This window comes from Streptomyces sp. NPDC005070 (assembly GCF_053600395.1).
Window position 1 is genome coordinate 41,868 of the sequence record NZ_JBSFZS010000013.1, and the last position, 20,435, is coordinate 62,302.

15 protein-coding genes are annotated in these 20,435 nt (G+C 71.3%); 6 read left to right on the forward strand and 9 right to left on the reverse strand.

All coding sequences use genetic code 11. The features are described from left to right. Positions 1 to 231: 231 nt before the first annotated feature. The gene (gene mmuM / locus ACWEBX_RS07005; RefSeq protein ID WP_451883867.1) at positions 232 to 1,158 is read right to left on the reverse strand and encodes a homocysteine S-methyltransferase; all 927 of its coding nucleotides are present in this window, start codon (positions 1,156 to 1,158) and stop codon (positions 232 to 234) included. 165 nt (positions 1,159 to 1,323) lie between these two features. Between mmuM and ACWEBX_RS07010 the strand changes: the two genes are divergently transcribed. Beyond that, positions 1,324 to 1,926, forward strand: a complete 603-nt coding sequence (locus tag ACWEBX_RS07010; RefSeq protein ID WP_451883868.1) for a nitroreductase family protein — start codon at positions 1,324 to 1,326, stop codon at positions 1,924 to 1,926. Between the two features lie 222 nt (positions 1,927 to 2,148). After that, positions 2,149 to 3,609 (forward strand): RICIN domain-containing protein, encoded by a 1,461-nt coding sequence (locus tag ACWEBX_RS07015; RefSeq protein WP_451883905.1) that lies wholly within the window; start codon positions 2,149 to 2,151, stop codon positions 3,607 to 3,609. Positions 3,610 to 3,628: 19 nt separating this feature from the next. Here the strand turns inward: ACWEBX_RS07015 and ACWEBX_RS07020 are convergent, their stop codons facing one another. Then, a complete protein-coding gene (locus ACWEBX_RS07020) occupies positions 3,629 to 6,175 on the reverse strand; it encodes a caspase, EACC1-associated type (RefSeq protein WP_451883869.1) in 2,547 nt (848 codons plus the stop codon). After that, entirely contained in the window at positions 6,168 to 6,566 is a 399-nt protein-coding gene (locus ACWEBX_RS07025) for a hypothetical protein (protein ID WP_451883870.1), read from the reverse strand. Before ACWEBX_RS07025 ends, ACWEBX_RS07020 begins: the two co-directional genes overlap by 8 nt. 378 nt (positions 6,567 to 6,944) lie before the next feature. Here ACWEBX_RS07025 and ACWEBX_RS07030 point away from each other — a divergent pair, with 378 nt between their 5' ends. Both ACWEBX_RS07030 and ACWEBX_RS07035 read left to right on the forward strand, forming a co-directional pair. Further along, positions 6,945 to 8,681, forward strand: a complete 1,737-nt coding sequence (locus tag ACWEBX_RS07030) for a DUF2264 domain-containing protein (protein WP_451883871.1) — start codon at positions 6,945 to 6,947, stop codon at positions 8,679 to 8,681. A 48-nt stretch (positions 8,682 to 8,729) separates the two neighbouring features. Continuing rightward, the gene (locus tag ACWEBX_RS07035; RefSeq protein ID WP_451883872.1) at positions 8,730 to 9,464 is read left to right on the forward strand and encodes a rhomboid family intramembrane serine protease; all 735 of its coding nucleotides are present in this window, start codon (positions 8,730 to 8,732) and stop codon (positions 9,462 to 9,464) included. An 8-nt stretch (positions 9,465 to 9,472) separates the two neighbouring features. Here ACWEBX_RS07035 and ACWEBX_RS07040 read toward each other — a convergent pair whose 3' ends face one another. Then, on the reverse strand, positions 9,473 to 10,072 hold the full coding sequence (locus tag ACWEBX_RS07040; protein ID WP_451883873.1) for a TetR/AcrR family transcriptional regulator: 600 nt from the start codon (positions 10,070 to 10,072) through the stop codon (positions 9,473 to 9,475). Between the two features lie 247 nt (positions 10,073 to 10,319). On the opposite strand from ACWEBX_RS07040, the gene ACWEBX_RS07045 reads away from it, so the two are divergent. Together ACWEBX_RS07045 and ACWEBX_RS07050 are read left to right on the forward strand one after the other, a co-directional pair. Further along, positions 10,320 to 12,029 carry a PHP domain-containing protein gene (locus ACWEBX_RS07045; protein WP_451883874.1) on the forward strand — a complete coding sequence of 570 codons (1,710 nt, stop codon included), beginning with the start codon at positions 10,320 to 10,322 and terminating at the stop codon, positions 12,027 to 12,029. Further along, the gene (locus ACWEBX_RS07050) at positions 12,026 to 12,706 is read left to right on the forward strand and encodes a hypothetical protein (protein WP_451883875.1); all 681 of its coding nucleotides are present in this window, start codon (positions 12,026 to 12,028) and stop codon (positions 12,704 to 12,706) included. Before ACWEBX_RS07045 ends, ACWEBX_RS07050 begins: the two co-directional genes overlap by 4 nt. 55 nt (positions 12,707 to 12,761) lie before the next feature. On the opposite strand, the gene ACWEBX_RS07055 is transcribed toward ACWEBX_RS07050, so the two are convergent. The 5 genes from ACWEBX_RS07055 to ACWEBX_RS07075 all read right to left on the reverse strand — a co-directional run bounded on the left by ACWEBX_RS07055 (position 12,762) and on the right by ACWEBX_RS07075 (position 20,363). Next, complete coding sequence (locus tag ACWEBX_RS07055; RefSeq protein WP_451883876.1) at positions 12,762 to 15,695, reverse strand: glycoside hydrolase family 2 TIM barrel-domain containing protein; 2,934 nt, start codon at positions 15,693 to 15,695, stop codon at positions 12,762 to 12,764. Between the two features lie 12 nt (positions 15,696 to 15,707). Beyond that, on the reverse strand, positions 15,708 to 16,601 hold the full coding sequence (locus tag ACWEBX_RS07060; protein WP_451883877.1) for a carbohydrate ABC transporter permease: 894 nt from the start codon (positions 16,599 to 16,601) through the stop codon (positions 15,708 to 15,710). Continuing rightward, a complete protein-coding gene (locus tag ACWEBX_RS07065) occupies positions 16,598 to 17,563 on the reverse strand; it encodes a carbohydrate ABC transporter permease (protein ID WP_451883878.1) in 966 nt (321 codons plus the stop codon). The genes ACWEBX_RS07060 and ACWEBX_RS07065 overlap by 4 nt, the downstream gene beginning before the upstream one ends. Positions 17,564 to 17,583: 20 nt before the next feature. Continuing rightward, positions 17,584 to 18,846 (reverse strand): ABC transporter substrate-binding protein, encoded by a 1,263-nt coding sequence (locus ACWEBX_RS07070; protein ID WP_451883879.1) that lies wholly within the window; start codon positions 18,844 to 18,846, stop codon positions 17,584 to 17,586. A gap of 269 nt (positions 18,847 to 19,115) precedes the next feature. Further along, on the reverse strand, positions 19,116 to 20,363 hold the full coding sequence (locus ACWEBX_RS07075) for an ROK family transcriptional regulator (RefSeq protein ID WP_451883880.1): 1,248 nt from the start codon (positions 20,361 to 20,363) through the stop codon (positions 19,116 to 19,118). Between the last annotated feature and the right edge of the window lie 72 nt (positions 20,364 to 20,435).

The following is a 20,435-nucleotide window of genomic DNA, read 5'->3' on the forward strand; positions in this document are numbered from 1 at the left end:
CCCGCTCTCGGCGGTACGCCGCTTCCGCCGCTCGGGCGGCGCGGACCGTCCGTGAGGCCGGCCCCGGCCAGGGGGCGGTGAGCCTCGGCGGCCGCGATCGCGGGCCGGGCGACCGGGTGCCGTACCGGAGACCGGGCGCGAAGCCGCGGGGCCGCACCGGAGGGGCTCGTCCCGGAAGCCGGGCGGGTGCCGGGACCGGGACGCGGTGTCGTGAGGCCGGGGCGTTCGGGATCACGCCCCGCGCAGTGCTGCCGTGATCCCCGCGATCGCCCCGGGGCCGACACGGCAGCACCCGCCGATCAGGCGGGCCCCGGCCCGCTCCCACCCGCCGACCTGGTCGGCCGTGAACGTGGAGCGGCCCTTCCAGGCACGGGCGGCCGCGTCCCAGGCCTCGCCGCTGTTCGGGTAGACCACGACCGGTTTTCCGGTCACCCGCGAGGCCGTGGCGACGGCCGCGTCGACGTCCTCGGGAGCGCAGCAGTTGACCCCGACCGCGATGACCTCGTCCACCTCGGCGGCCAGGGCGAGGGCCTCCTCCAGCGGCTGTCCGGCCCGCGTACGGTCACCGGCCACGCTGTACGACAGCCACGCCGGCACGCCGAGTCCGCGCACCCCGCCGAGCAGCGCCCGCGCCTCGTCCGTGTCCGGGACCGTCTCCAGGGCCAGCACGTCGGGTCCGGCGGCGGCGAGCACCTCAAGGCGCGGCCGGTGGAACCGCTCCAGTTCCGCGACGCTCAGCCCGTACCGCCCCCGGTACTCCGAACCGTCCGCGAGCATCGCCCCGTACGGACCCACCGACGCGGCGACCCACAGGGGCCGCGCGACGCCCTTCGCGTGCGCGCGCCGGGCGGCCTCGCGCGCCAGTTCGACACTCAGGCCGAGCAGTTCGGCGACCCGTCCGTGCGGGATGCCGCGTCGGGCGAACCCCTCGAACGTCGCCTGGTAGCTGGAGGTGATCGCCACGTCCGCGCCGGCCTCGTAGTAGGCGAGATGCGCCTCGACGACCGCATCGGGCCGGTCCGCGAGCAGCCGCGCCGACCACAGCGCGTCACTCAGGTCGTGTCCGGCCGCTTCCAGCTGGTTGGACATGCCTCCGTCGAGCACGACCGTGCCGGAGGACAGTGCCGCGGCGAGGGTGAGGGCGTTGTCGCTGGCCATGCCACGACGCTAGTCGATCGGGTCGCCGCACCCCGGCGCCGTCCGCCCCTCGGGCGACCGTCTCGCGAAACGAGACAGCGGGGCCTCGGTGCTCAGACCGGCTCAAGGCTTGATCCCGACGGCCCCCGGTCATCGCCGGCCCGGCCCCTGGCAGGATCGGGTGACATGGAGTTCTCCGAAGTGGTCCGCCGCCGTCGCATGATCCGCCACTACTCCGGCAAGCCGCTGGCCCCCGAGGCGGTGGAGAGGATCCTCGCCTCCGCGCTCCGGGCCCCGTCGGCCGGCTTCTCCCAGGGCTGGGCGTTCCTGGCGCTCACCGACCCCGCCGACCGCGCCCGGTTCTGGCCGTTCGTCCCCACCCGCGTGGAGCAGACGCCGACCATGCAGGACGCCCCGCTGATCGTCGTACCGCTCGCCCACAAGGCGGCCTATCTGGCGCGCTACGCCGAACCGGACAAGGGCTGGGAGGACCGCGCCGAGGCCCGCTGGCCCGCCCCGTACTGGTACATCGACACGGGGATGGCCGCCCTCATGATGCTGCTCAGCGCGGTCGACGAAGGGCTCGACGCCTGCTTCTTCGGCATCATGCCCGAGCAACTGGAGCCCTTCCGAGCCGAATTCGGGGTGCCCGGGGAGTACGCGCCGATCGGCGGCATCACGGTCGGCCACCGGTCGGACGACGTTCCCCCGCAGGGTGCCCGTATCGCGGAACGCCGACGCGGGCTGGACGAGGTCGTCCACCGGGGGCACTGGGGGCTTCACAACTGAGCGGCCGGTCGCGTCGTCCGGTGTGCACACCGCCGCGGCGCCGCGGCGGTGTGCACGGTGTACGCGGCGTGACAGGCGCGGCGGCGGGAGCGGCGGGCTTGGCGGACCGGCTCTGTCCGACCCGTTGACCTCGGCGTAGTACGCGCTTACTTTTTCGGCGGCAATGTTCGTCATCGCAGATGATGTTCGACATACCGGACGGACGGTCACTGTATGAGTCACATGAGCCGCACCATCCCCGCCCTGCGAGCCTTCCCCGCCGAACGGCACCCGCCGAGACGCGTGTACGCCCTGCTCGTCGCCCTCTGTCTCGCCCTCGCCGGAGGGTTTCTCGCCGCCGCGCCCGCCCGCGCGGCGGCCCAGACCATCACCAACGGCACCCTGTTCAGCGACACTTCGGGCGCGGCGGTGCACGCGCACGGCGGCGGGGTCCTCAAAGTGGGCGGCTACTACTACTGGTTCGGCGAGAACCGCAACGCCGACAACACCTTCAGGTACGTCGACGCCTACCGCTCCACCGACCTGAAGAACTGGGAGTTCCGCAACCACGTGCTGACCCGGTCGAGCGCCGCCGAGCTGGGCACGGCCTACATCGAGCGGCCCAAGGTCATGTACAACGCGTCCACCGGCACGTTCGTCATGTGGATGCACAAGGAGAACGGTGTCGACTACAGCGAGGCGCGAGCCGCCGTCGCCGTCTCGGACACCGTGGACGGCGCCTACACCTATCGGGGCAGCTTCCAGCCGCTCGGCCAGTACATGTCCCGTGACATCACGACCTTCGTCGACACCGACGGAACCGGCTACATGGTCTCCGCCGCCCGCGAGAACTACGACCTCCAGATCTACCGGCTCACCGCCGACTACACCGGCGTGGCGGCCCTGGTCGCCGACCCCTGGCACGGCGGACACCGCGAGGCGCCCGCCCTGTTCAAGCGCGGCGGCGTCTACTTCATGCTGACCTCGGCCGCCACCGGCTGGAGTCCCAACCAGCAGCAGTACGCCACCGCCACCTCGCTCGCCGGCCCCTGGACCGCGATGACGAACGTCGGTGACTCCACCGCGTACGGCTCGCAGACCGCGTACGTCCTTCCCGTGCAAGGCACTTCGGGCACCTCCTACCTCTATATGGGCGACCGCTGGGGCAACGCCTTCGGCGGGACGGTGAACGACTCGCGGTACGTCTGGCTGCCGGTCGCCTTCCCGACGGCCACCACGATGTCCCTGTCCTGGTCCCCGGAGATCGGTGTCGACACGGCCGCCGGGACCGTCACCGCGACGAGTGCCCCCTACGAGACCCTGACGGCCCGTCACTCCGGCAAGTGCGCGGACGTCCCCGACCAGTCGCTGTGGCAGGGGATCGCGCTCACCCAGTACACCTGCAACGGCGGAGCCAACCAGAAGTTCTGGTTCAAGTCCCTCGGCGGCGGCTCCTACGAGCTGATGGGCAGGGGGAGTTCCCTGTGCCTGACCGAGAACGGCACCGGCGTCAGCCAGGAGGACTGCACCGGCGCCACCACCCAGCAGTGGTCGGTGACGGCCTCGGGCAGCTATGTGCTCCTCAAGGCGAGGGCGTCCGGCGAGTGCCTGGACGTGTCCGGCGCCTCCACCGCCAACTCCGCCCCGCTCATCACATACACCTGCAACGGAGGCACCAACCAGCAGTGGACAAGGGGGACATGACCCCGGGGACGTGTCGCGGTCAGGAACCGGCCTTCGGCTGTTCCAGGGGCACCTGGGCCAGCGCCTTCCGGGGGTCGGATTCCTGAGCCAGGGCGTGGGCCGTGCTGCGCCGGTCCAGCAGCACGGACGTCTCGTTGCCGTTGCCGAGGTCCTTGGCGACGACGTGCACCACGTGGTTGGCGTCGATGTCGAAGGTCACCTCGATCCGCGGGACGCCGCGCGGGGCCGGGGGCAGCGGCAGTTCGAGCACACCGATCTTCGTGTTGAACTCGGCGATCTCACGGTATCCCTGGTAGACGCCGATCCGGGCGTGGGACTGCCCGTCCACGACGGTGGTGAAGATCTCGCCGCGTTTCGTCGGGATCGTCGTGTCCCCTTCGACGAGGTTGGTCATGACGCCGCCCTTCGTCTCGATGCCGAGAGGCAGGGAGGTCACGTCCAGGAGCAGTTCGTCGCGCAGCTGGCCGGTCAGTACGGCACTCAGCAGCGTGGCACCGATGACCACTCCTTCGGGGATGATGGCCCGGATCGGTTCCCGGCCGCCCGCCAGCTCCTTGACGAGCGTCGCGATCGCCGGCATCCGGGTGGCTCCGCCCACCAGGATGAAGTGGTCGATGTCCTCGATCCGGTGGGTCCCCCACGCGTTCTTCAAGGCCTGGTGCATCGGCTGGGCGCAGCGCTCCAGCAGATCCTTCGTCAGCTTCTCCACCTGCGCGCGCGTCAGCGTGACATCCATGTGCACCGGCCCGGACGGGGACATCGCGATGAACGGCAGGGCGACGGTCGCGGCCGTGGCCTGCGACAGCTCGATCTTCGCCGCTTCCGCGGCCTCGGCCACCCGCTGGAGGGCGGCCCGGTCGGTGAGCCGGACGCCCTGGCGGAGGGCGAGGTCGCGTACGAGATGATCGACGATGCGACGGTCCCAGTCGCTTCCTCCCAGGCGGCTGTCGCCGCTGGTCCCCTCGGTCGCGACGACCCCGTCACCGACGTTCAGCAGGGACACGTCCAGGGTGCCGCCGCCCAGGTCGAACACCATGATCGTCTCGTCGTCCCGGCCGAAACCGTACGAAAGCGCCGCGGCGGTCGGCTCGTTCAGCATCCTGACCGCTTCGATGCCCGCGAGAGCCGCCGCGTCCGCCAGGGCCGCGCGCTGGACGTGGTTGAAGTAGGCGGGCACGGTGAGGACCGCCCGGGTCACCGTCTCGCCCAGATACGCTTCCGCGCTGTGCCGCAGGTCGGCGAGGATCCACGAGGCGACCTCCTCGGCGGAGAAGCGCCGGGCCCCGTGCCGGTAGGTCCACCCTGTGCCCAGTTCCAGTTTGACCCGGTGGATGCCGCCGCCCGGAACGCGGGAGGCCTGCTCCTTGGCGGCCTTCCCCACCAGCAGTGCCCCGTCCTCGGCGAACGCCACGACGCTCGGCGTCGTGACCTCTCCGTGGCGGTTCGGAACGACCCGCACCTCACCGTCCAGGAACACGGCCACCGCGGAATTGGTCGTCCCGAAATCGATGCCGAGGATCTTCGACCCGTCCGCGATCGGCCGGGCGACCCGGGAGGCGGCGTCCGGCGTCCCCGAGGGCGGGGCGCCGAGGCCACGGCTGTGCCAGAGCCTCTCGGCCCGGGCGCCGACCTGCGGGTCACGGTCGTGCACCAGCATGGTCAGGGCTTCCAGGGCGGCCTCGCGGACCGGGCCGTGGCGGCTTCCGAGCAGCCGTTCCACCTCGTGCAGGGCGCCCAGCCGCTGCCAGGCGGCCCCGGTGAGGATCGCGGCGCGGAGGGTGTCGGGAAGCGCCGGGCCCTCGGGCACGCTCACGTACAGGACGCCGGGATTGCGCGTCAGATAGAGCGTGCCCTCGGAGTTGTTGACGCTCCGGGTCGGCGTCTGGCTGGGCAGCCGGCTGCGTACGCGGTCATGGACGAAGGCGTACAGCTCCTCGACCGACACATAGCCGTCCCCGTCCAGATCGGCGGTGCCGTCCCGCAGTCCCTCCACCACGGCCGCGGTGAAGAGGGACGGCTCGGCCCGCTCCCTGCTGCTCATCTCGCTCTCGTGGCTGTACTGCAGGGCGGTCGAGGACGTGATCACGACCCGGCCCCGCCCGGAGAAGGGCTCCCTCACATCGACCGCCGGCATGGCTCCGCGGGTCCGCATGCCTTTGGCGAACGCCCCGCTGTAGCAGCAGTCCAGCAGGACGACGGCCCGGCGGCAGGGACTCTGCTCCAGTTGGTCCGCGACGAATTCGGAGGAGACCGCGGTCGCGTCCAGGAAGTCCCCTTCCGTGTCCGAGGCGATGAAGTGCAGCCGGCCCCGCGCGTCCTTGCGGCCGTGGCAGGAGAGATGGAGCAGGAGCAGGTCCTGGCTCTGCGCGTGGGCGAAGAACGACTGGACCGCCCTGCGGATCTCCAGCGCCGTGCCGTTCTCGACGACGGTGACCTCGAACGCGCCGATGGCCGGGTCGCCGAGCACGCCGGCGAGGTGCTCGGCGTCCGCCGCGGCACCCGGTAACTCGCTGAATCGTCCGTCCGCGTAATGCTGGTTGACGACGAGGAGCGCGGATTTACGCATCGGCCGCGTCGGCCTCTCGGGGAGCGTGCTTGGCCGCGAACAGTTCGACGGCGTGCCGCTGGTCCGCGCGGGAGACGGACGTCAGATGCAGTTCGTCACCGTCGATCGTGATGTCGATCGAGCCCGAGTTGCGGCGCGCGAGCCAGTCCTGCGCCAGCGCGATGAGCGCCCTCAGCGTCGCCGCGCTCGTCGCGCCGACGAGGAGCGTCGTCCAGACCACCGTGTCCCCGGCCCGTGTGCCGTCGGGAGCCGGACCGCCGGTCGCGTGCCGTACGGAGGCCGGATCCAGCAGGGACAGCTCCTCGGCCAGAAGGGACACGGCCTCCGCCGCGCCCTCGGGGTCCGCCTCGTCGGTGAACACCAACGCCGCTTCGCATCGCGGATCGCTCAAGGTTCCCTCCCCGTGGGTCACCCGGGCCCCCACCCGGGAGAGGCCAGTGTGGCACCTCGGAGTCGCCCTTCGGCGGGTCCGGGGGAAAGGTGAGTCCTGATCCGGCCCGATGTGTAGGGTGCCCGGCCGGCCCCGGGACCGCCCTCTGGAAAGCGCTTGCCGATCAGCGGTATCGTCCTTCGGCCAGGTCCCGTCGCCTTGACGCTCCGCCGTCCCGTTGGAGGAGCCCGCGTCCGGTGCCGAGGGCTCTGGTGAGGGTGGGACGAGCCCCTGGGGCGTTCCGACCGGAACCGGGGCGCCCCAGGTATCCGGCTCGGCCCACCCGAAAAAAGCCGGCGTCCGGGAGGCCGGGCCCGGCCCGGAACAGGAAGGCCAGTGATGCACGCCGAGCCCGCCGAGGACAGGTCCCTGAGCCCGTACACCGGCCGCACGCGCGCCCATTGGGAGGCGGTCGCCGATTCCCTGCTCGCCGCGGTCGCCCCGTACGCCACCGACGACCAGGCCCTCTACCACTTCCCCGGAGCGCACACGAGCAGCGCCGGGGGACTCTCCGACGGCCTGGAGGGCTACGCCCGCACGCTCCTGCTGGCGGGTTTCCGTCGTGACGAGAAGGTCCTGGAGCGGTACGCGCGGGGGCTGACCGCCGGAACGGCGGGCGTCTGGCCCCGAGTCGAGGACCGCGGCCAGCCCCTCGTCGAGGCCGCGTCGATCGCGCTCGCGCTGCGGCTGACCCGTCCGCTGCTGTGGGACCGCCTGGACGACGGCGTGCGGCAGCGGGCCGCCGCATGGCTCGGCGACGCGCTGACGGCCGAACCCTGGGCCTGCAACTGGGAGTTGTTCCCGGTGACGGTCGGCGGCTTCCTCCAGGAGGTCGGCTACGAGCCCGAGGCGTCGCGTGCCGCGATCGACCGCGGGCTGGAGCGCATCGAGCAGTGGTATCTCGGTGACGGCTGGTACACCGACGGCCACGGGCGCAAGTTCGACTACTACAACGGCTGGGCGATGCACCTCTATCCGGTGCTGCACGCCTGGCTGGCGGACGACGCCCGGCTCCTCGACCTGTACGCCGGCCGTCTGGAGGCCCATCTCGCCGACTATGCCCGGCTGTTCGGCGGTGACGGCGCGCCGATGCTCCAGGGCCGCTCGCTCACCTACCGCTTCGCCGCCACCGCCCCGCTGTGGCTCGGCGCGCTCACCGGCCGGACCCCGCTGTCCCCGGGCGAGACCCGGCGCCTCGCCTCCGGCGCCCTGCGCTACTTCCTCGACCGGGGTGCGGTGGACGGCAACGGCCTGCTCACCCTCGGCTGGCACGGCCCCGACGAGGCGTTCGTCCAGCACTACTCCGGGCCCGCCTCGCCGTACTGGGCGAGCAAGGCCTTCGTCGCCCTGCTGCTGCCCCCGGAACACGAGGTCTGGACGGCCACGGAGGAGGCGGGCCCCGCGGAGCGCGCCGACGCCGTCACCAGGATCGGGCCGCCCAACTGGCTGCTCCAGTCGACGCGTTCGGACGGTCTGGTCCGCCTCCACAACCACGGCAGCGAGGACGTCCGCTACGACCCCTACTACACGCGGCTCGCCTACTCGACGGCGACGAAGCCCTCACCCTCGTACGACAACAGCGTGATCGTCGGTGGCGAGGCGGGCCGTACGGGGATCGTGCCGCTGGGGGCCGGAGCGGACTGGGCGGCGTCCCGGCACACGGTCTCGGAGGGCGTCGGGGCGGTCTGTCTCGTGGTCGCGCGGGGTGCCGTGGAGGTGCGGGCGCACCTGGTGTCGGGCGCGGATGCCGGCACACCGGTACGGGTCACGGGCTGGGCGGCGTACGACGCCGCGCGTCCCGAACTCCTGCCCGTGCACGGTCTGTCGGCCACGGGGGAGGGCGTCACCGGGGACGGCCCCTCCCTCTTCGTCGCCCTCGTCCGCCTCACCGCCGACCGGGACCCGCTCCCGCTCACGGACCTGGTGTCCGTGCGGGTGACGACGCCCGAGGGCACGGGACCCGGCGCGTACGACGTGACGGTGACCTGGGCCGAGGGAGGAACGGCGGCCTTCCGCTTCGACGGCGCCGGCGGAGTGGTCCCCCTGGACGGTGGCGGCTTCGCCGGCGTTGCCTAGAGTTCGGAGTGAGGCGGAGACGGATCCGCCGGAGCAGGGGGGTGTGTCATGGGTGGTTCTGACGTGGGCCGGGGTGGGGGCCCGGTGGGCGCGGAGCAGATCATCGCGGAGGCGCGGAAGGCGTTCTTCGTGATGTTCGGGTTCCTGGCGGTCGTCTGGCTGGTGCAACTGGCCAACTACGCCGACGACTACGCGTTGTCGCGGGACTACGGTGTGGTGTCCGGCGATGTCGCCTCGCTGCCCGACATCCTCAGCGCGCCCTTCCTGCACTGGAGTTGGGCGCACATCGAGAGCAACTCCGGGCCGCTGTTCGTCTTCGGGTTCCTCGCCGCCTACCGGGGTGTGGTCCGCTTCCTCGGCCTGAGTCTGCTGGTCGCGCTGAGCAGCGGGTTCGTGGTCTGGTTCTTCGAACGAGGGGATGTGGACACGGTCGGCGCGAGCGGCCTGATCTTCGGGTACTTCGGCTATGTCGTGGTCCGCGGGATCTTCGACCGCCACCTGATCGACACGCTGATCGGTGTCGTCATGGCGGCCTCCTTCGCCTACATGCTCACCGTGGCGGTGCCCGGAACGCCGGGGGTGAGCTGGCTCGGCCACCTCGGCGGCCTGATCGGCGGCCTGGCCGGCGCGTGGATCTTCCGCGACCGCCGCCCACGCACCCTCCCGGCCACCGGTTCCGGCAGCGGCACCGGCACCGGCACGGGAACCCCCACCCCGACCCAGAACCCCGGCAACCCCCGCGCGGACCTGCACAAGGAACTGGGAGATCTGGGGCTGCTGTAGGAGGTCGGTCAGCCGGGCCGCCCTGCCTCGGCGCGCGGCCAGTTCTCCAGCGCCACGTGCAGGGCGTCCAGCGCGTGTCGCCAGGACGTCTCCACCGAGCGCGGGGCGCCGAATCCGCCGATGGCCTCAAGCGTGCAGTAGCCGTGGAAGGTACTGCGCAACAGGCGTACGGCGTCGGTCAGATCAGGCTCGGACAGCCCGTAGGCGCGGAGCATTCCACTCGTGACCTCGGCGGTGACCCCGGCCGTGCGGCGGTACTCCGCCCGCTCCGCGACCAGGTCCGGGTCGAGCTGCGTGTGCGTGGCCCGGTAGCGCCCGGGCCGCTCCAGCGCGTAGGCGCGATAGGCGTCGGCGAACGCGACGAGCGCGTCCTTGCCGGCCCGTCCGGCCACGGCGGTGGCGATCCTGTCGATCATCTCGCCGGACGCGAGCAGCGCGATGCGCTCGCGCAGCTCCCGGACGTTGCGTACATGCGCGTACATGCTCGCGTCCTTCACCCCGAACTGCCGGGCCAGCGCGGCCACGGTGACGTTCTCGAAGCCGATCTCGTCCGCGAGATCGGCCGCCGCCAGCACGACCCGCTCGGTCGTGAGTCCGGCACGAGGCATGAGAACCACCTTTTCGCCACAGAGCATTTCCTCGGGAACCCAGGCAGAAGCCTAGTCCCGCCCGATCGCCGACTCCGTGGAATTCGTGACGCAACGGACACGTCGAGAAGTAACACACCTATGGATAAAGCCAGTTGACCGATTCAGGTCGTCCGGCGAACACGAGGGGGCCGCCCGCTGTTCATGCTCCGCCCCGAATCTCCTCATGACGCGCCCGCAGGGGCGGGGCGGGACTCAGGAGACGGTCATGGGGCACACGCACGGACACGAGCACGGGCATCACCATCACCACCCGCACGATCACGAGGGCACGGGTGCCACGCTGCCCGCCGCCTTCGACACCGCCGTTCCCGACGAGGCCCTCAGCCCCGAGCAGCAGTCGCGACGCTCACTCCTGCGCCGCGCGGGACTGCTGGGCGCCGGCCTCGCCGCCGGCGGTGTCCTCGCGGAGGGGGCCGCCGCCCCCGCGTACGCCTCGACGGGCGGCCGCGGAAAGAACGGCTTCCTGTGGCTCGCCGGAGACCACCACATCCACACCCAGTACAGCAGCGACGGCAAGTACCGCGTCCGCGACCAGGTCCGCCAGGGCGCCGCGCACGGCCTGGACTGGATGGTCATCACCGACCACGGCAGCGAGACCCACGCCAAGATCGGTGTGGACAAGGTCAACCCGGACATCCGCGAGGCCCGGGAGATCCACGAGGACACCCTCGTCTTCCAGGGCCTCGAATGGAACATCCCGGCCGCCGAGCACGGCACCGTCTTCGTCCACCCCGGCCGCAACGAGGTCGCGGTCCTCAAGCAGTTCGAGACGGACTACGACGGCAGCCTCAGGGGTGCCACCGACTCGACGCCCGCCAACGAGGCGCTCGCCATCGCGGGCCTCAACTTCCTCGCCGAACAGGTCCAGCGCCGCCGCGTCAAGGACATCCTGATGCTGGCCAACCACCCCGCCCGCAAGGGCCTCGACTCCCCGCACGAGATCCGCGCCTGGCGCGACGCGACCCCGGCGTCCCACCAGATCGCCGTCGGTTTCGAGGGCGCCCCCGGCCACCAGGCCGGCGGCATCGAGAAGACGTACGGCATGGGCGTCGCACGCGGTCTGTACGACAACAGCCCGAGCGCCAACTCCTTCGCCGGCTACCCGCTGGAGAGCTACCGCACCTGGGGCGGCTTCGACTGGATGACCGCCACCGTCGGAGGCCTGTGGGACAGCCTCCTCGCCGAGGGCAAGCCCTGGTGGATCACCGCCAACTCCGACTCCCACCAGGTCTACACGGACACCGCCGTACGCGGCGGACCGGACAGCGACTTCACCCTCAACGGCCGGCACACCGACCCGGTCTACGGCGGCAGGATCGACACCACCCAGGGCGACTACTGGCCCGGCCAGTACAGCCGTACGCACGTCGGCTCCGACGGATTCTCCTACGCGGCCGTGATGGACGGCATCCGCGCCGGCCGGGTCTGGGTCGACCACGGGCAGCTCGTCAGCGGTCTCGACGCGCGGGTCTCCGGCGGCGGCCGCTGGGCCACCCTCGGCGGAGCGCTGCACGTACGCAAGGGCACCCGGGTCACCCTGACCGTGGACCTCGGACTGGCCGGCGGCCCCAACTGGGCCGGCTTCGTGCCGAAGCTGGCGCGCGTCGACGTCATCCAGGGCGATGTGACAGGCGCGGCCTCCGACCGGGACACGCTCGCCGCCCCCACCGCACGGGTCGCCAAGTCCTACGAGGTGAACAAGTCGTCCGGCACGGTCCGCCTCACCTACGACCTCGGCACCGTCGACCGCCCGGTGTACGTCCGGCTGCGCGGCACCGACGGCAACCGCTCCGCCGTCGGCCTGCGGGGCGCCTCGGTCGACCCGGCGGGTCCGGCCGTGGACGTCCTCGGCGACGCCGACCCGTGGAAGGACCTGTGGTTCTACTCCAACCCGGTGTGGGTCCTCCCGTCGTGAGCGGGCCGTACGTCGTCGGAGTCGACACCGGTCATACGGGCGCCCTGCGGGAGGCCGACCATCTGCTGCGCTCGCTCGCCGCGGAACTCGGCCTCCCCGCGGACGTGCTGGGCTGCACGCACCACGTACGGGACGGGCGGCGGCCGCACACGGCGCTGTCCTTCGCCGTGCCGTCGGAGCGGGCGGCCCGTGCAGTCTGGCAGCGGCTCACGCAGGACCCCGCCGACCGGTCCGGCACCGACACCGTCCCGGGTGCCGGTGCCGGGGCCGGTGAGGGCGGCGGGGCGGGTGCCGGTCCCGACGCCGGGCGCGGCACTCGACCGGGTGTCGCTTTCGGCGAGGAGCGGCACGGGCCCGACGAGCTCGCGGCCGGGGCCGCCCACGCGGCCGCCGAACACGGGGCGCGCACGGGCGGCCGTGCCGTCCTGTACCCGGGGGCCGGCGCCGTCAGCGGAGTGCTGACCGTCGCACGGCTGCTGGAGGTCTCCGCGGTGGACCGGGTCACCGTGCTCGGTTCCCCCGAGGGGGCCGCCCCGGAGGCGGAGCTGGTCACCCGCGACCACGTGCGCCCGGAGTGGCGTGACGGCCGGCTCGTCCTCGCGACGATGCCGGCCGCCGGTGGCACCCTGGTGCCCTTCGAGGTGCCGGACCCGACCCCCTGCTGCGCCGACCACTGACAGGCGCGGCCGGACGGCTGGGGAGAGCCGTCCGGCCGCGCTCGGGACGTGGGGCTCAGTCCCGGATCTCGGAGAACACGAACGAGAACTCCGCCGGAGTGGCCCGCAGTTGGTACCGCGGAAGGGCGCCGGGACCGCACGACTGCGAACCGATGCCCTGCTGACCGTGATCGAGGTTGACCCAGACCGTGCCGCCGGGGGCGAGATCCGTCAGATGGTCCGCCGCGTCGAGCTGCTCGGTCGTCCAGCGGCGCGCGGTCAACCAGAACGCCGGGTCGCCCTCGACGCGTACTCCGCCGATCTCGGCCCAGTGGACGCCGGGCCGCGCGCCGTTCTCCTGCGGGCGCACGTACGGTGTCTGCATCGCGTCGACCGTCGACTCCCAACGTCCGTTCATACAGGCGGCCTTGGTGTCCGGGTAGCCCTCTCCGGGACCGCCCCCGAACCAGGTCACCCGGTCCGCGGAGCCCGGAAGCCCGAGCCGGACACCGAGGCGCGGCAGGGGCGGTCCCCACCGGCCCTCGGGTGCCACGGACACGGTCAGCCGCAGCCGGGTGCCGTCGGATGTCCAGCGGTACACCGTGCGCAGGCCCACGTCACGGGCCGCGGGCGCGACCCGGGTGCGTACGGTCAGCGAGTCGTCGCCCGCCTCCACCGCGTCCAGGCGGTGCCGCATCCGGTGCAGGCCCAGGGCGCGCCAGAGCGGGCCGTGACGGGCGTCCGGCTGCCAGTGCGCCCCGTTGTCGTTGTCGGTCGGGGCGCGCCACACGTCGATGCGGGGGCCGGTGACCTCGACCCCGCCGAGGGCCAGCAGTGCCCCGGTGCGGGGGTCGAACGTGCCCGGCCCGAGGGTGATCACCCCGTCGCCGCGGACCGGAACCGCGGAAGGCGCGAAGGCGGGCAACGTGCGTTCCGTCAAGGGAAGTTGTGCCCAGGCGACGACATGGCCGCGCGGTCCCCAGGCCGTCTCCTCGGCCAGCACCGCCCGGACCGTCCACTGTGCCGCGACGCCCCGCGGGTCCACGGGCGGTGCCGGCAGTGCGACGTCGGCCGACTCTCCCGGCGCCAGCGCGGGCACCACGAGCGGGCCCGAGCCGACGGTCTCGCCGTCCACTTGGTACGACCACGCGAAGGCCAGCCGGGAAAGGTCCGCGAAGTCGTACCCGTTGGTGACGCGTACGGTGCCGTCCCGGCCCGCGTCGGCCGCCGGGCCCTCGGCGGAAGGCGGGAAGGAGCCCCCGCCGTCGATGCGGACGGGCTCGATGACCTTCTTGAACTCGGCGAGCCCGGGGGACGGTGTCCGGTCCGGGAAGAGCAGCCCGTCGCACACGAAGTTCCCGTCGTGCAGTTCCTCGCCGAAGTCCCCTCCGTACGCGAACCCGTGGCGCTCGTCCTGGACGCCGTGGTCGATCCACTCCCAGATGAAGCCGCCCTGGAGACGGTCGTACGTGGTGAACAGGCGCTGGTAGTCGGCGATGCCGCCGGGTCCGTTGCCCATCGCGTGCCCGTACTCGCACAGGATGAAGGGAAGGTGACGCCGCTTCAGCCCGCCGTCGTCCTGGTGCCGGCCGATCCGTTCGACCTCGGTGTGGTCGGCATACATGCGTGAATAGACGTCCGTGTCACGGCAGCCGTGGTCGCCCTCGTAGTGGAGGAGCCGGGAGCCGTCGCGGCCGCGGATCCACTCGGCCATCGCGGTGAGACCGCGCCCGGTGCCGGCCTCGTTGCCGAGGGACCACAGGACGACCGACGGATGGTTCTTGTCGCGTTCGACCATGCGGGCCACGCGGTCGAGCAGGGCGGGTGTCCAGCGCGGGTCGTCGACGGGGTTGTCGCGCCAGCCCTGTTCGGTGAAACCGTGGGTCTCCAGGTCGCACTCGTCGACGACCCACAGGCCGTAGGTGTCGCACAGGTCGAGGAAGGCGGGGTGCGGCGGGTAGTGCGAGGTGCGGACGGCGTTGATGTTGTGCCGCTTCATCAGCAGCACGTCCGCGAGCATGGTCTCGGGATCGAGCGCGCGGCCGTGCTCCGGATGCCATTCGTGCCGGTTGACGCCCTTGAAGAGGACGGCCGTGCCGTTCACCTTGATCTGCCCGTCCGCGAGTTCGACCGTGCGGAAGCCGATGCGCAGGGGGACGCGCTCGCCCTCGGTGACCAGTTCGCCGTCGTAGAGCCGGGGTGTCTCGGCGGTCCAGGGCAGCACCGGGACGGTGGCCGGGGTCCCGGCCCCGACATCGATGTCCAGGCCGGGGACGAGGACCCGGCCGTCGACGTCGGAGTCGACGCGCAGGGTCCCCAGGCCCTCGTGGTGGTCGTAGGAGGCGTGCACGAAGAAGTCGAGCGCGCTGCCCGGCGGCCGGTGCAGCAGGGTGACGTCGCGGAAGATGCCCGGCAGCCACCACTGGTCCTGGTCCTCCAGATAGGAGCCCGCCGACCACTGGTGGACCCGGACCGCGAGCACGTTGCCGCCGGGCTCGAGCAGATGGCCGACGGCGAACTCGTGCGGCAGCCGCGAGCCCTGGAACGTGCCGAGGTCCGTGCCGTTCAGCCAGACCCGGGCACAGGACTCGACCCCGTCGAAGCGCAGGACCGTACCGCCGTCCGCGGGCCAGTCCGGCGGCAGGTCGAAGCGGCGCAGATGGTCGCCGGTCGGGTTCTCGGTCGGCACGCGCGGCGGGTCGACGGGGAACGGGTAGAGGTGGTTGGTGTAGATGGGCGATCCATGACCCTGCAGCACCCAGTGACCGGGGACCTCCACCCCGGTCCAGCCGTCGGGCTCGTACCCCTCGGCCGCGAAGGAGTCGTCCTCGGCGTCGGCGGTGGGCGAGAGCCGGAAGTCCCAGCGGCCGTTCAGGGACAGGGACCGGGCGTCCGAGGAGGCGTACCAGGCGCGGGGCGGGAGAGCGCCGCTGCCGGGGGAGACGTCCTCGACGTAGTCGGTGGTGGACGGGGGAGAGGCCGGTGGTCCGGGAGAGGTGCGGAAAGACATGCGTCTCCTCGTTCAGCCCTTGATGCCGGTCTGCGCGATTCCCTGGACCAGCCAGCGCTGGAGGAAGAGGAACACGAACACCAGGGGCAGGATGGAAATGGCCGTGGCCATGAAGATCAGATGGAAGTTGACGGTCTGGTTCGTCATGTACGAGGACAGCGCGACCTGGACGGTCCAGGCGTCGGGGTTCTGGCCGATGACCAGAGGCCACAGGAAGGCGTTCCAGCCGCTGATGAACGTGATGGTCGCGATCGCGGCGAAGAAGTTGAGGGAGTTGGGCACCACGATGCGCCAGTACGCGCCCCAGTGGCCGAGCCCGTCCATGCGCGCCGCCTCCTCCAGCTCCTTCGGGAACCCCAAGAAGTACTGCCGGAAGAGGAAGCACGTGAAACCGCTGAAAAGCCCCGGAATGATGAGGCCGCGAAGACTGTCCACCCAGCCGAGCGACGACACCAGCACGAAGCTCGGCACGAAGGTCACGGCGGAGGGCACCATCAGGGTGACCAGCACCGCGTAGAAGACCTTGTCGGCGTGGCGGTACGGGATGCGCGCGAGACCGTAGCCGGCGAGCGAGCACACCAGCAGGGTGCCGAGGGTGTGCAGCACCCCGACGACGGCGGAGTTCCACAGGGAGCGGGCGAAGGGGACGGTGGGGTCGTCGAACAGCTCACGGATGTTGCCCCACTTCAGGTCCGTGGGGAAGAACTGCCAGTTCTCGCCGGTGATGGCGGCGTCGGTCGACAGGGCGTTGCGCACGAGCAGATAGAACGGGACGAGGAACAGCAGACCGGCGACCCCGGTGGCGATGTACAGCCCGGTGCTGCCGAGGACAGCGCTCCGGCCGCTTCGCCGGCGCCTCCCCGGTACGGCGGCGTGGGCCTTGCGAGCCCGCGTGACGGCGGTCATCCGGCGTCCTCCCCGCGTCCGAATCCCATGAACCTGCCCTGGAGCAGGGTCACCATGCAGATGAGCAGCGTGAGGATGACCGCGCCCGCGCTGCCCGCGCCGTAGTCCTGGGCCTGGCCCAGCGCCGTGTAGTACAGCTCGACGAGCGGCGGGCGGCCCCAGGTGGTCTTCGAGAGCAGGTTGAAGAACTCGTCGAAGGCCTGGTAGGCGGCCACGAGGAGCAGCAGGATCACAGCCGTCGAGGTGGCCCGCAGTTGCGGCAGGGTGATGTGGCGGAAGGACTGCCAGCCGGGACCGGCGCCGTCGATCGCGGCGGCCTCGTAGAGCTCCGGAGGGATGTTCTGCAGGGCGGCCAGGAAGAGGATCATGTAGAAGCCCGCCTGGAGCCAGAGCCGCGCGGTCACGATGACCAGCCAGTACCAGGGCGGATCGGGGTTGGCCAGCCAGGCGGTGTTCTCGATCCCGAACCAGCCGAGGACGGTGTTCATCAGACCGAAGCGGACCCCGCTGAAGATGGACATCTTCCAGATCAGCGAGGCGGCGACGTAGCTGCACGCGGTCGGCAGGAAGAACACCGACCGGAAGAACGCCCGCATGAACCGCAGCCGGTTCACCAGCAGCGCGAGGCCGAGGGAGAGTGCCCAGGTCAGCGGCACGATGAAGGCGGCGAAGACGGTGAACGTCACCAGCGAGCCGGTGAAGTTGCCGTTCTCCAGCATCTGCCGGTAGTTGTCGAGGCCGACGAACGTGTCGGGGGTGACGGTGAAGCGTGCCTCGAAGAAGCTCAGCCACAGGCTCCAGCCGATCGGCACGTACACGAAGACGGTCAGGCCGATGAGGAAGGGGCCGGTGAAGAGCCAGAAGGCGAGGGTGCTTCCGCCTCGCCGGAACCGCCGCGGCCGGGCCGCCGTGGCCCTGGCCGGGGCGGAACGCGAGACACCGTGCGACGTGGTGGTCGACATGTCGGGGTCCGTCCGCCGGTCTATCCGAAGAGCTTCTTGAGCTCGCGGTTCACGGTCACGTCCGCCTTGTCGAGCGCGGCCTCCGGGTCGCCGTTCTTGCGGACGCAGTTGGCGAAGACGTCCTCAAGCGCGGTGATCATGGACTGGGTCCAGCCGATGTTGTCGAAGTGCCCGTACTGGCCGAAGAGTTCGACACCCTCCGCCGGCAGACCCGACTTCAGCTTGGCGGCGGACGCGGCCAGCGAGGAACGCGGCGGGATGTGGAAGCCGTACGACAGCGACCAGTCCTCCTGGTACTTCTTCTGGTCGATCCAGAGCCACTTCACGTACTCCTTGGCCAGGTCGACGTTCCTCCCCTTGGCGTTGACGAACATCGACCATCCGCCGTTGTAGACGGACGGCTTGCCCGCGTCGGTGACCTTCGGGAAGGGGAAGACCCCGATGTCGTCGCCCAGCACCTTCTGCATCTGCGGCATGGCCCACATCCCGCAGAACTGGATCGCGCACAGGCCCTGGTTGATCGCCGACGGGTCCCAGTAGTCGGCCGGGGCGTCGAGGAGCAGATGGCCGCTGGTGAACAGGCCCCGCATCTTCTTCAGCCCCTCCTTGACCCCCTCGGTGTGGTAGGCGATCTGGTTCCTGTCGTCGAGGGTGTCGGCACCCGCGGACCAGATCATCGGGTTGATGACGGCGTGCAGGTCGTTGCCGATGAACAGGCCCTTGACCTTGCCGGTCGTCAACTTCGCGGCGGCCTCGACGAGTTCGTCGAGCGTGGTCGGCACCTTGACGCCGGCCTTCTCCAGCAGGGAGGGCCGGTAGAAGAAGAACTGCGGGTCGTCGATCATGCGGACGCCGTAGATCTTCCCGTCGACGGTGTGCGAGGCGATGTCGGCCGGGTTGAAGTCGTCCTTGACCGGATCGACGATGTCGCTCAGGTCCGCCACCTGGCCGCTCTTGACGAGCTGGATCTGCGGGTGGAACTCGAAGACGTCCGGCGCGTTCTTGGTGAGCAGTGACGCGAACAGCTTGCTCTCGAAGTCGCTGCCGGTGATCCACTGCGTGGTCACCTGTGCCGTGTCGTAGGCCTTCGCGTACCGTTTGACGGCCTGCTCGGTGCCCGCCTCTCCGTAGGCGTGGAAGTACTGGACCAGCTCCTTTCCCGAACTCCCGCCCCCGGAACGCCCGTTGTTGCTGCCGCAGGCGGCCAGCGGCCCCAGGGCGGCGAGGCCGGCGGCGGCCCGCAGTACGGATCGACGGTCCCAGTTGCTGCTCAATGCCGACATGGTGACGTCCTTGTCTTGTAGGCGGTTTGAGTGCGCTGTGCCGGTCAGGTGCGGCCGTTGGCTCGAATGCGGCGTGCGGTGCGGGACGTTAACCTTCCGCTAAGGCTTCGGCAAGGGGTTGGACGAAGTCGGCGCGAAGCGTTGCCGAGGGTTCGGGATACCGGACGCCGGGGCTCCCGTTCCATCGTGATGGCGGCCGACGGCCAGTCAACTCACATACATATAGCGGCACTTGGCGTGTGTCGCGCCGTTGGGACCGTTTCCGGCGGTCAGGCCGGAGGCGTCGTACGACTCCGGGCGGGGGCGGTCCGCCTGGCCTGCCGCTGGCCGACCGACTGGAGTGCCCCTTCGAGGGCGAACGTGGCGGCGCCCAGACAGACCGGGTCCGTCGGAATGGGCGACAGGACGATCTCCGTGACCGCGAGCGGACGTCGCAGCGCGTGCCGGGCGACGGCCTCGCGCACCTCCCGCAGCAGCGGTTCCCCGAGCGTGGCCGCGACCCAACTGCTCAGCACGACCACTTCGGGGTTGAGCAGGTTGACCAGGTCGGAGATCCCGGCGCCGAGATAACGGGCGGTGTCGCGCACGACTTTGAGGGCCACCGGGTCCTGCGCCGCGACACCCGCCGCGAGGGCGTCGATGGTGGCGGTCTGGTCCTCCGGATGCAACAGTGGGCTCCCGGGGCTCAGTTCCCGCAGGTTCAGCATGATCCCGGGCGCCCCGACATACGTCTCCACGCAGCCGTGGTTGCCGCAGTGGCACAGCCGGCCGTCCAGTACCAGCGTGGTGTGGCCCCACTCGCCGGCGCTGTTGCTGACACCGCGGTGCAGTCCGCCGCCGAGCGCGAGACCGGCACCCACGCCCGTCCCCAGATTGACCACGACGGCGTCACCGCGTCCGCGGGCCGCGCCGAACCACAGCTCGGCGACCGCGCAGGCGCGCAGCGGGTTGTCGAGATACAGGGGGTAGGCGATGTGCTCCGCGAGCAGATCGAGCAACGGCACGTCGTGCCAGTCCCAGTTGGGCGCGTACTCCGCGATCCCGGTGTCGCGGTCGACCTGTCCGGGGACGCTGACCCCCACGCCCAGGACCCGCGCGCCCTCCACCCCGGCCTGCGCGACCACCGAGCCGACGGCGGCCGCGACATGGCCGACCACCTGCTCCGGCCGGCTCTCCCCGGGGCGCATGTCCTCGTCGGCGCGGGCGAGCACGTTCAGGGCCAGGTCGAACAGCTCGACACGGACGTAGGTCTCCGCGATGTCGACGCCGATGAGGGCGCCCCCGGCCGCGTTCACCGCCACCAGCCCGCGCGGACGGCCGCCCGCGGAGTCCTCGAAGCCGACCTCGGTCAGCATCCTGAGGTCGAGCAGTTCACCGACGAGCGTCGCGACCGTGGCCAGGCTGAGCCCGGTCGCCGCCGCCAGCTCCTGCCGTGAGGTGGGGGATTCGGCGATGATCTGGCGCAGCACCTCGTACCGGTTCGCGGTGCGGATGTCACGTGATGTACCGCGCTTCATGGGGCTCCCCTCGCTCCCGCGCACCGGTTGCCGGGCGCGTCGGCCCCTGCGCGCCGCGCCAGGCTATGGCCC

What these genes read in the sequence shown, in the direction of transcription:
- mmuM (WP_451883867.1), bottom strand. Translation starts at nt 1,158, where the DNA reads ATGGCCAGCGACAACGCCCTCACCCTCGCCGCGGCACTGTCCTCCGGC.
- ACWEBX_RS07010 (WP_451883868.1), top strand. Translation starts at nt 1,324, where the DNA reads ATGGAGTTCTCCGAAGTGGTCCGCCGCCGTCGCATGATCCGCCACTAC.
- ACWEBX_RS07015 (WP_451883905.1), top strand. Translation starts at nt 2,149, where the DNA reads ATGAGCCGCACCATCCCCGCCCTGCGAGCCTTCCCCGCCGAACGGCAC.
- ACWEBX_RS07020 (WP_451883869.1), bottom strand. Translation starts at nt 6,175, where the DNA reads ATGCGTAAATCCGCGCTCCTCGTCGTCAACCAGCATTACGCGGACGGA.
- ACWEBX_RS07030 (WP_451883871.1), top strand. Translation starts at nt 6,945, where the DNA reads ATGCACGCCGAGCCCGCCGAGGACAGGTCCCTGAGCCCGTACACCGGC.
- ACWEBX_RS07035 (WP_451883872.1), top strand. Translation starts at nt 8,730, where the DNA reads ATGGGTGGTTCTGACGTGGGCCGGGGTGGGGGCCCGGTGGGCGCGGAG.
- ACWEBX_RS07040 (WP_451883873.1), bottom strand. Translation starts at nt 10,072, where the DNA reads ATGCCTCGTGCCGGACTCACGACCGAGCGGGTCGTGCTGGCGGCGGCC.
- ACWEBX_RS07045 (WP_451883874.1), top strand. Translation starts at nt 10,320, where the DNA reads ATGGGGCACACGCACGGACACGAGCACGGGCATCACCATCACCACCCG.
- ACWEBX_RS07055 (WP_451883876.1), bottom strand. Translation starts at nt 15,695, where the DNA reads ATGTCTTTCCGCACCTCTCCCGGACCACCGGCCTCTCCCCCGTCCACC.
- ACWEBX_RS07060 (WP_451883877.1), bottom strand. Translation starts at nt 16,601, where the DNA reads ATGACCGCCGTCACGCGGGCTCGCAAGGCCCACGCCGCCGTACCGGGG.
- ACWEBX_RS07065 (WP_451883878.1), bottom strand. Translation starts at nt 17,563, where the DNA reads ATGTCGACCACCACGTCGCACGGTGTCTCGCGTTCCGCCCCGGCCAGG.
- ACWEBX_RS07070 (WP_451883879.1), bottom strand. Translation starts at nt 18,846, where the DNA reads ATGTCGGCATTGAGCAGCAACTGGGACCGTCGATCCGTACTGCGGGCC.
- ACWEBX_RS07075 (WP_451883880.1), bottom strand. Translation starts at nt 20,363, where the DNA reads ATGAAGCGCGGTACATCACGTGACATCCGCACCGCGAACCGGTACGAG.